This window comes from Faecalispora jeddahensis (assembly GCF_000577335.1).
GTDB classification, from domain to species: Bacteria; Bacillota; Clostridia; order Oscillospirales; family Acutalibacteraceae; genus Faecalispora; species Faecalispora jeddahensis.
The window spans coordinates 1-10,731 of record NZ_CBYL010000070.1; the positions used below are offsets into that span (position 1 = coordinate 1).

The following is a 10,731-nucleotide window of genomic DNA, read 5'->3' on the forward strand; positions in this document are numbered from 1 at the left end:
CGGGCGGCGACAACCGCCGTTCCATAGGGCTTAGGCTGAATGCTGATAAGCATCAAATCATTGGGGTAAAGTTTGCAAGACAGATGTTCGCAGTAGGCGTGTTCGATATTTCAGGCAAGATATACATACACACGGAAACGAAGTTTCCATTTGAGGAAGATCCCCAGAAGGTGCTTTCTGCCATGAAAGAGCAGATACACGACATGCTGAAGAAATATGAAAATGTCGTTTCCATCGGCCTTGCCGTTCCGGGGCCTTACTTAAGGGATGAAGGCCGTATTGCGGTCGTCACCCAAATGTCCGCCTGGCACACCATCAATTTTATTGAGGAATTCAAAGAAGAGTTTAATAAGCCCGTTTTTATAGAGCATGACGCAAACGCGGGTGCATTAGCCGAATGGTTATTCGGCGGGCATACCCAGCCGCTGCACACGCTGGCATATTTTCTGGTGGGCGACGGCGTGGGTGCCGGTATCATTGAACGCGGCCGCCTTTTCCTTGGAGTACAGGGCACCGCATGTGAAACCGGGCACATCAGCGTGGATGTCCACGGCCCGCGCTGTGAATGCGGGAACTATGGCTGCCTTGAAATGTATTGTTCGGCTCCGGCCATATTGAAAAAAGTGCAGGAGCGTGTGCCGGAATGCCTTCCCAGCGAAAATCCGCAGAGCAGCGACGCCTGCACCGCCGTTTTTGAAGCGGCCCGTGCTGGCAATCAAAAAGCGCTGGATGTGGTGCGGGAGACAGCGGAGTATATCGGTTACGGCTGTGTTACGCTGATCAACGCTTATAACCCCGACATTATTATCCTTGGTGACGTCGTATCTCAGGGAGGGGATTTGCTGCTGCCGATTGTTCAGGAAGTGGTAAGGCAGCGCGTCATTCCCGAACTGCACACCAAGGTGCGGATTAAAATATCTGCCCTCAAGGTAGACCCTACTCTTTATGGCGCAGCCGCCACAGCAACGGATAAGGTGTTGCAGCTGCCCAGTAAGTTTTCGGCGGCAGGCAAAAGGGGGTAAGACAAATGATTGCTCCCGAGCCAACGCAGTATCAAATGGTCTTTTGCGATATTGACGGAACGCTCCTGGATTCAACACATCGTATTTCCCCGGGTACCAGACAAAAAATACAGGAGCTGGATCGGATCGGCATCCCTTTTATCCTTGTTTCGGCGCGCATGCCCTCGGCAATTTTTCCTCTGCAGCGCGAATTGGGGATCAAAGCACCCATTGTTTGCTACAGCGGCGCACTGATCCTTAATGAACACGGGGACCCGGTCAAAACGGTCGGCATCGATCGGGGAAAAGCGATTCTGATCGATGACTTCGTGAAAAGGGAATGGAAGGATGTTTGCTGCAGCGCCTATTGTCACCGTGACTGGATTTCAGACAATATTCATGACAGATGGATCATGCAGGAACAAAGCATCACGGCTTCGGTTCCGAAAGAAGGCAAAATCTCTGACTTCGTTCCACAAAAAGGGCAGGTACATAAGCTTTTGTGCATGGGGGAAGCAGGGGCGATTGCAGACCTTACTCATGCACTGAAGGAAAGCTTCTCCGGGCTTTCCGTTTACTGCTCCAAAGACACCTATCTGGAAATTATGAACGAAGCCGCTTCAAAATCCGGGGCGGTCAAGCATCTTTGTGAGGCGTATGGCATTCCCATGGAGGCTACCGTATCTTTCGGCGACAATTTCAACGATATCGATATGCTGCTTGCCACCGGTACCTGCTTTGCGATGGGCAACGCGCCGCCGGAGGTAAAAAGACAGGTGCGGAATGTGACGGAAGACAACGACCATGAGGGTGTGCTCGCGGGACTGGAACAGTTGAATTTTGCAGAAAATCGTATATAAATTTTGCTTGTGAACATGCAAGCGTATGGGGAGTGTAGTTATGGAACGTCCCTTGATCCTGCAGATGCAGGGTATTACCAAACTCTTTCCGGGTGTGCGTGCACTCGACGATGTGACGCTGGAGGTGCGTGAAGGCGACATTCACGCAATCTGCGGCGAGAACGGAGCGGGAAAATCGACCTTGATGAAAGTCCTTTCCGGTGTGTATCCCCACGGTTCCTATGAAGGCAGGATCATTTATATGGAAAATGAAATTGCCTTCAAGGACATCAAAGAATCGGAGAAAGCCGGCATCGCGATCATTCACCAGGAGCTGACAATGATTCCGGAGCTATCCATTACCGAAAACATTTTTTTGGGAAACGAAACCGTCAATCACGGGCTGATCGACTGGGATGCCCAGCGGCGCCGCACGGTAGAGCTGCTGGAGAGGGTGGGGCTGACGATCGATCCCGACACCCCGATCAAGCACCTGGGCGTGGGCCAGCAGCAATTGGTAGAAATCGCGAAGGCGCTTTCCAAAAACGTCAGGCTGCTGATTTTGGATGAGCCGACCTCCGCGCTCAACGAGACCGACTCCGCGAACCTGCTCGAGCTCATGCGGGGCCTGAAAAGCCGGGATATCACCTGTATCATGATCTCACACAAGCTAAATGAGATCGCGACGATCGCCGACGCCGTCACCGTCATCCGCGATGGCCGCACGGTCGAAACGTTCTATGTTGAAGCGGGACAAATTGATGAGGACCGCATCATCCGCGCCATGGTAGGGCGCTCCATCGAAAACCGCTTTCCCACCCACGAATCGCATCCCGGCGAGGTGATCTTCGAGGTGTCCGACTGGCGTGTGGAAGACCCCAATATTCCGGGCCGGATGATCTGCAAGGACTCCAGCTTCTTTGTCAGAGCCGGAGAGATCGTCGGCTTTGCCGGCCTGATGGGCGCGGGAAGAACAGAGCTGATGCGGTCCATCTTTGGCCGAAACTACGGCGTGTACCTGGGCGGCTCTATCAAAATCCGGGGGAAAGAGATTCGCGTCACCTCAGTTGCCTCCGCCATCCGTCAGGGCATCGCCTATGTTCCCGAGGATCGCAAGACCTTGGGGCTCAACCTGCTGGACAGTATCCGCATCACCACCGTGTCGGCAAACCTAAGGGGCATTCTGCGCGGCAGACTCCTTGATTTGGATAAGGAATTTCAGGTTGCCGAACACTACCGCGACTCCTTAAATGTCAAGACGCACAGCGTGAACAGCGGCGTGACCACCTTGTCCGGCGGGAACCAGCAAAAGGTTGTTTTGGGCAAGTGGATGTTTACAGAGCCGGATGTTTTGATTCTTGACGAGCCTACCCGCGGGATCGACGTTGGCGCCAAGTACGAAATCTATCGCCTGATTCAGCATCTTGCGGATCAGGGGAAAGCAGTCATCATCATTTCCTCCGAGCTGCCTGAGCTGCTGGGTATATCGGACAGAATCTACACCGTCTTTGAGGGGAGCATCACAGGCGTGTTGGACCGTCAGGACGCCGATCAGGAAAAACTGATGAGAATGATGACAAATACCTCCAAATTGGAATCTAACGCGGAAAGGACAGAAATGCTTTATGAGGTATCTTAAGAAAGTACTTGGCGGCGGATTGCGGCAGTACAGCATGGTGATTGCCTTAGTGGCGCTTACCATCATCTTTAATATTGCTTCGGGAGGGAGAATGATCACCTCCTCCAACTTTCAGAACCTGATTTCCGGGAATGCGTATGTGCTGGTGCTGGCGATCGGAATGCTGATGGTGATCGTGATCGGACAGATCGATCTGTCCGTCGGTTCAGTGGCCGGATTCGCGGGAATGGTAATGGCCCTTTCCGCGCGGGATTTCGGCTTGCCGTGGTGGCTCGCGGTGCTCCTCGCACTCGCGATCGGTGCGGCCGCCGGCGCGTGGCAGGGGTTCTGGCTCGCGAAGCTCGGGATTCCCGGTTTTATTACAACACTCGGCGGCATGATGATTTTCCGCGGCGGCGTCATCTGGATTTCAAGGTCCATCTCGGTGCCGGCACCGCAGGAGCTCAAGGTGTTCGGTTCGGGATATTTGCCCGACTGGGGCCCTGCTACAGGAATAAATAACTCGACTCTGCTGCTGGGGATCATCGCGATCGTCGCTTTCGCCTTTGCGCAGCTGCGCGGGCGTACGCGTTCGGCCAACCTGACCGGAAAAACAGAGGAGCTTTGGCCGGTGGTGGTTCGGATTGTTCTGGTCGGTGTGATCATCGGTTACTTAACCTGGGTTTTCGGCACTGGCCGCCCCGGCACATCCTTCCCCGTACCGGGCCTGATTCTCGTGATTTTGATCATTATCTATCACACGATCACCCAGCGCACTAGATTTGGCCGGCATATCTATGCTGTCGGCGGCAACAAAACCTCGGCTGCATTGTCTGGCGTCAATGTCCAGAAAACCTATTTCCTCACGATGCTCAATATGTCCCTGCTTGCGGCTTTGGCCGGAATCATGTTTGTGGGCAGATCGACCGCAGCAGGTCCGTCGGATGGTACCGGATGGGAGCTCGACGCCATTGCGTCGGTCTTTATCGGCGGCGCGGCTGTTTCGGGTGGTGTCGGTACCGTTTTTGCCACAATGATCGGTGGACTGGTGATGGCCGTTCTCAACTCCGGGCTGATGCTCATGGGCGTTGGCGCTGACCGCACTCAGGTCATTAAGGGCCTGGTGCTGCTCGCTGCGGTTGCTTTCGATGTGTTCAACAAGCAGCAGGGCCGCCCCTCCATTACAGGAAGACTGTTTCCCACAAAGGAAGGCAAACTCCAGGATGGCGAACCTCAGAAAGGTACCCCTGCCAGCAGCGATTCCTGACAGACTGATGGCCGGGCCTTGCATATTAGTCGACGGACTTAAAACAGGAGGTTAATATGAAAACGAAAAAGCGTCTATCTCTGTTACTCGCAGCAGCACTTACCATGACAACAGCACTGACCGGCTGCGGCGGAACACAGCAAACTACTTCTTCCGCTGCGCCTGCACCCGCCTCTTCCACCCCCGCTGAATCCGGCGCTGCCGGATTTGCGGCAGACGCAACCATCGGCGTTGCACTGCCCTGGCTGGGCACCCAGAACTGGAAAGAAGCGGATGAGATGTTCCGGGCCCAGCTCGAAGCTGCGGGCTTCAAGGCAATCGTCCAGCACGCTGACAACAAGGTTCCCCAACAGCAGCAGCAAATCGAGTCTATGATTCAGAACGGCGCTAAAGTGATCGTCGTCGGCCCTGTCGACGGTTCTCAGCTCGGAGCGGTTCTGGAAGAAGCGAAGGCGGCCGGCATCAGCATCATCGGCTATGACCGCCTCATCGAGAACACCACCGGTATCGACGGCGTGGTGCAGTTCGGCAGCATCAAGACCGGCGAACTGCAGGGGCAGGCTCTGCTCGACGGACTGGCTGCTCAGAAGGGCAAGGGTCCTTACAACATCGAACTGTTCGGCGGCGGACCTGCCGACCCGAACGCTCCCAACTTCTTCAAGGGCGCTATGAAAGTCCTCCAGCCCAAGATCGACGATGGTACGCTGGTTGTCGTTTCCGGCCAGACCGATTTCACCCAGTGCGCTACCATGGATTGGGATAACTCCAAGGCTCAGGCCCGTATGGATTCCCTCCTCTCCGGCTTCTACTCCAATAAGGAAATCGACGGCGTTCTCTCTCCCAATGACGGAATCGCCCGCGCGATCATCACCGCATCCGAGCAGGCCGGCCAGAAGATCCCCGTTGTTTCGGGCCTTGACGCTGAGAACGAGTCCGTTGAGTGGATTTGGTCCGGCAAACAGTATTCTACCGTAGCCAAACCGACCGATGTTCTGGTAGGCAAAACGATTGAGATTATCAAGTCGCTGCAGGCTGGCAAAGGAATGCCCGCCCCCGATACAACCGTAGAAAATGGCAAGAAAGACGTCGGCGTCTATGAACTGGCTCCGATCGTTGTCACCAAGGAAAATGCAAAAGAAGTATTCGCGAATGATTCCGGCCGTATGGCTCTCCTGAAATAAGCAATCCGAAGAACCTGTATTGGCAAGTGAGAAATACCGCTAAGATGATTCTTTCAGGATACGAATACAGGTTCTGAGCTCTTGCAAAGGGGACGGCGGAGGATATTCCTTTGCCGTCCGATTTGCAGACGCGAAAATTCCTGCTGAATGGAACATTCATATGAAATTGTAGTTGATGTGAAATGACATTGCTTTGGACGCGGTGATGAAATCGCTGGAGAAAGCAGTGGGAACATAATTGAAATCAGCACTCCTTTTGTGCTAAAATAAGACAAGAATTTTCATTGGTAATTCGTATTTAAGAAGCTCGGCGGAAAATTCATCGCCAAAATGGTTGTTTCGAGCTGTGAAAGCAGGTTCTAAGCTTGGTGTTTATAATGCGGTAATCATGGCGTTCATGGAAAAGCCAGGGCAAACCAGCGACAAAATGTTCACACGCCACGCCAATATTGAGTGTAGCTTGAGAGCCATAGTCAAACAACTTAAAAATGAACATTCATTTTTCAAGCAGTGGGTTTTGTCCGAGAGCACGCAAGGCGTGCATTTGACGGTGCAGTCGGAGCAATGGCCGCTGCTTGTGGGCTTCTGTGGCGAAACCGCTGCAGACTTCAAAGAGACTGCTGTCATTTTGAAGTTGCTCGACTACAAATTTTTTTCGGGAGTGATTGAATGTTCGATATAGTCGCGTTGGGTGAGCTACTGATTGACTTTACATACCACGGCAGAAGCGAAAACGGGATGCGCCTGTTTGAGCAGAACCCCGGCGGCGCGCCTGCGAACATGCTTTGTGCCGCTTCGAATTTAGGATCAAGCACGGCGTTTATCGGCAAGGTAGGCAGGGATATGCACGGGGATTATCTGCGCAGGGTGCTGGAAGAAAAGGGCGTCGACACCGGCGGGCTGATCAGCGCGGAAGATGTGTTTACGACGCTTGCGTTCGTTGAGCTGTCTGAAACGGGCGAGCGCAAATTCTCGTTTGCACGCAAGCCCGGTGCGGACACCTGTCTTACGGCGTGCGAGGTGAAGCGTGAGTTGTTAGAGGGGTGCAGGATTTTTCACTTCGGCTCCCTCTCACTGACCGATGAGCCTTCGCGTTCTGCCACAATAGAAGCGGTGAAAGCCGCAAAAAAAGCCGGGGCAATCATCTCTTACGACCCGAACTACCGTGCGCCGCTCTGGAAAAGTGAGGACGAAGCCACCGAGATCATGCGAAGCGTCCTTCCTTTTGCGGACATTGTCAAAATCAGTGACGAGGAAGTCGGGCTGATCACGGGCGAATCTTCTCCCGAGGCTGCCGCCGGGTGCCTTTTTCAAAAAGGAATTTCCTGTGCGGTCGTCACGCTTGGCAGCAACGGCGCCTATACCGCAGTGGAAGGCGCGTCTGCGCTCGTTTCTGTTCCCGATGTTCCGGTGGTTGACACCACAGGCGCCGGGGATGCTTTCTGGGGTGGCTTCCTCTATCAGCTGGCCATGAGCGGGCTTCGCCTCAATGAGCTCGGCGAAGCACAGCTCCGGGATTTTACCGAATTTGCCAACGCGGTCGCCACACTGTGCGTTCAAAAGCGCGGGGGGATACCGGCGATGCCCACAATCAACATGGTCAGGGATTTTCTTGACCGAAAAGAGGGATGACGATGAAACGCAGCGAGATTAACAAGGTGCTGATGGAAATGGAGGCTTTCATAAAGGAATACCGCTTTGCCCTGCCGCCTTTCTGTCACTTTACGCCGGAGGACTGGAAGTCCAAAGGACATGACTACGACGAAATCCGCGACAACATGCTGGGCTGGGATATTACCGACTACGGTCTAGGCGACTTCGGCAAAGTCGGCTTTTCGCTGATTACCATCCGCAACGGCAATTTTGCCATGAAGGACAAATACGCCAAGACTTACGCCGAAAAGCTGCTCTATCTGCGGGAGGGCCAATATGCCCCTATGCACTTTCACTGGAGCAAGATGGAGGATATTATCAACCGTGGCGGCGGCAATGTTCTGATCCGCGTCTACAACTCCACCCCCAGCGAGGGGCTGGACGAGATCGAGGAAGTGCACGTCCACATGGATGGCCGGGAACTGACGGTCCCTGCGGGAACACAGGTGCGCCTGACGCCGGGTGAGAGCATCACCATACAGCCCTATTTATACCACGACTTTTCAGTGGAGGAAGGCACGGGACCGGTACTGTTGGGTGAGGTGAGCCAATGCAACGACGACAATACCGACAACCGCTTTCTGAAACCCATCGGCCGTTTCCCCGCCATTGAGGAAGACGAGCCGCCCTACCGTTTGCTCTGCAACGAATACCCAAAGCCGTAAGATCGAGGGAAAGATCAGTAATACAAGGGGCGCAGCATAAATGGAGCGGTCTCTTAAGAAGATCAATCCAAAAGAGTGAAACGTGGGAATTTGAATAGGAACGATACATACCGCAGCTATTGCAACAGTAGTTGCGGTTTTTCTGTTTGTATATGGTTTTGCTTTTTTAAAATATTTAAAGACATCGAAAAATGAGAATCATCATGTTATAATGAAAAAATAATTTTACAAAAAGGCCGAACTGAAGTAGAGCGGCTTTTGAAAATATCCCCTTGCTTCAGGGAATACCGGGCGTAGTGGAAATCAAAATAATAAGTACGAGGGATAGGGCAATAGTCATGATAACAAATCAAGCGGAATATTCATTTTTACCCTGTATCACACAAAACCGCTCGTTTTACTTTTCTGGCGATTCAACTGATAGATACATGTATTACCGCAGTACACTTTAGAAACAAATTCTTTATCAAAACAAACCCAGAATTGCGGGGGATATGGATGATTCTTTCTAACATCAACATGGCGACAATTTTGATCGTTCTTGTGTTCGGCCATCTTTTAACGGGCGCGCTTATCATTGCTTATACCCATCAACAAAACAGAAGCAAAGCGGTCAATATGTTTTTGCTTTCCAAATTGCTGCAGCCGGCCGCATGGGTCATGCTTGGCCTGAGAGGCATAATACCCAGCATGGTCTTAGTAGCTGTCGGCAATTCAACCTTATTTACAGGCGCGGCGCTGGAGCTGATTGCTCTTATGATCATCAAGAGAAATTACACCGAAAAAGTGAAAAGGCGTTATACGGCTCTGCTGATTTGCTGCATCGCTGTATTTATTGGGGCGACGGCTTATGGCTTTCCGGAGAACGTCAGGATCACATTTGCCTCCTCCATCACAGCGCTCTTAATGATATTTCCCGTGTATAAGCTTTTTACAGATCAGAAAGCTTCCACGCTGCAAAAGGTAATCGCCGCTCTTTACAGCCTTACCATACTGTTTTTGATATTCCGCGCAGTTGCGGCACTCACGACAGATTTGGATATGAACTTAGCATCGACAAGCATTTTCAACACCTGGCTGTTTTTGCTGCTCTACATTGTGATGCTTGCGGGAAGTACCGGGTTCATCCTTCTGGATAAAGAAAAGCAGGATCTTGAGCTGCTGAAAGCAGCCTCTTTTGACGGGCTGACAAACATATTGAACCGAAAGACCTTTATAACATGTTCCAAAGAGCTGATTTCCCTGTGCCTGAGGAAGCAGGAGAAAATCTCATTCTTACTGATTGATATTGACGACTTTAAAAAAATCAATGATAAGTATGGGCACTTCGTAGGCGATGCGGTATTACAGGATTTTGCAGATACCCTGAAAAAGCAATTGAGGGATTACGATCTGTTCGGCAGATATGGCGGAGAAGAATTTGCCATATTGCTTCCTGGGGCAGATGAAAAAGCGGTCCAGGAAGTTGCAGAACGGCTGAGGTCGACGATAGAGAATTCATCCGTAGACGCCGGCTCTAACATAAAGTACACGATAAGCGTGGGCTTTTTCAGCATCCTTCCGGGTGAAGAAACAGATATCGATATGCTCTATAAGCTTTGCGATCAGGCTCTCTATCTGGCAAAATCCCAGGGGAAAAATTGCTGCAGAAGCGCGGCAGAGATATGATATAAGATGACTTGAAAGATATCTTTGATTTCAATCATTCTTCTTTTACTAAAGTTTTTATGGTTACAATCTTAATAAAAGAAATACAGCGGGTAATGGAATGAATGTTCATTCCATTACCCGCTGTATTTTATAGGAGGATTACTAAAAAAGTGAAAAAGACGATAAACAGACAGCCGCCCGGAAAGAAGCGCCGGGATTCATTGGAGGGAGGAATTTCATACCACTCTATGTTTCAATTGATTCTATACATTGCCACAAAACGGGATAGCGCGAAAGCTCCTGATTGTTTAGAACAGGTCTTATTGTGTGAAGCAATGTGAGTAAGGGAATACAAGCGTTCAGTTTACGTATGCAATACCTGAAGTGATTTCATTGAAGATGTCCTGATTTAAAAAACAAAATAAATGGGATTGACATTTTTTCCCTTTTGAAATATATTTAACTAAATAGTTAATTAAGGAGCTGGAACGCATGCCCGGAAAAGAAAACAGTCAGGAAAGGCGGCAATGGATTCTCGATGCCGCTTTGGAGGTGTTCTACGAATTTGGGTTTGACGGCGCCCGAGTGGATGAAATCGCGAAAAGAGCGGGTGTGAACCAGGCTCTGATCTATTACTACTTTAAAAGCAAAGAAGAGCTTTATTTGGAGCTGATCAATCAGAACGTCGATGAGATGATTCAGGAAAAGAAAAACTCGGTCGGCGCAGCCAATACAGAAGAGTTATATAATATTGATATTTATAATGCGGACGTGATCAAAAGGCTTGTGGATCACGTAATGAGAATCGCAAAGGAAAAAGAAAAGATTTTCAGCATCATTCTGGGGGAACTTTTCAG

10 protein-coding genes are annotated in these 10,731 nt (G+C 51.1%); all 10 read left to right on the forward strand.

The genetic code is table 11. The annotated features are described in order from the left end of the window. Positions 1-1,022: ROK family protein (locus TY09_RS16605; protein ID WP_042436663.1), on the forward strand; the 1,022-nt coding region annotated here is incomplete at its 5' end. A 5-nt stretch (positions 1,023-1,027) separates the two neighbouring features. Next, positions 1,028-1,861: a Cof-type HAD-IIB family hydrolase gene (locus tag TY09_RS16610; RefSeq protein WP_042436666.1), complete on the forward strand. Its 834-nt coding sequence runs from the start codon at positions 1,028-1,030 to the stop codon at positions 1,859-1,861. A 40-nt stretch (positions 1,862-1,901) separates the two neighbouring features. Continuing rightward, a complete protein-coding gene (locus tag TY09_RS16615) occupies positions 1,902-3,479 on the forward strand; it encodes a sugar ABC transporter ATP-binding protein (RefSeq protein WP_147584727.1) in 1,578 nt (525 codons plus the stop codon). After that, on the forward strand, positions 3,466-4,725 hold the full coding sequence (locus TY09_RS16620; RefSeq protein ID WP_035317314.1) for a sugar ABC transporter permease: 1,260 nt from the start codon (positions 3,466-3,468) through the stop codon (positions 4,723-4,725). Before TY09_RS16615 ends, TY09_RS16620 begins: the two co-directional genes overlap by 14 nt. A 56-nt stretch (positions 4,726-4,781) precedes the next feature. After that, positions 4,782-5,906: a substrate-binding domain-containing protein gene (locus TY09_RS16625; RefSeq protein WP_009066435.1), complete on the forward strand. Its 1,125-nt coding sequence runs from the start codon at positions 4,782-4,784 to the stop codon at positions 5,904-5,906. Between the two features lie 346 nt (positions 5,907-6,252). Further along, positions 6,253-6,588, forward strand: a complete 336-nt coding sequence (locus TY09_RS16630; RefSeq protein ID WP_147584729.1) for a hypothetical protein — start codon at positions 6,253-6,255, stop codon at positions 6,586-6,588. Then, on the forward strand, positions 6,576-7,538 hold the full coding sequence (locus TY09_RS16635) for a carbohydrate kinase family protein (protein ID WP_042436677.1): 963 nt from the start codon (positions 6,576-6,578) through the stop codon (positions 7,536-7,538). Before TY09_RS16630 ends, TY09_RS16635 begins: the two co-directional genes overlap by 13 nt. A 2-nt stretch (positions 7,539-7,540) precedes the next feature. Continuing rightward, on the forward strand, positions 7,541-8,224 hold the full coding sequence (locus TY09_RS16640) for a D-lyxose/D-mannose family sugar isomerase (RefSeq protein ID WP_042436680.1): 684 nt from the start codon (positions 7,541-7,543) through the stop codon (positions 8,222-8,224). 498 nt (positions 8,225-8,722) lie between these two features. Next, positions 8,723-9,892 carry a GGDEF domain-containing protein gene (locus tag TY09_RS16645; RefSeq protein ID WP_042436683.1) on the forward strand — a complete coding sequence of 390 codons (1,170 nt, stop codon included), beginning with the start codon at positions 8,723-8,725 and terminating at the stop codon, positions 9,890-9,892. A gap of 474 nt (positions 9,893-10,366) precedes the next feature. Beyond that, positions 10,367-10,731 (forward strand): TetR/AcrR family transcriptional regulator (locus TY09_RS17785; protein WP_147584731.1); only part of this gene is annotated, 365 nt, incomplete at its 3' end.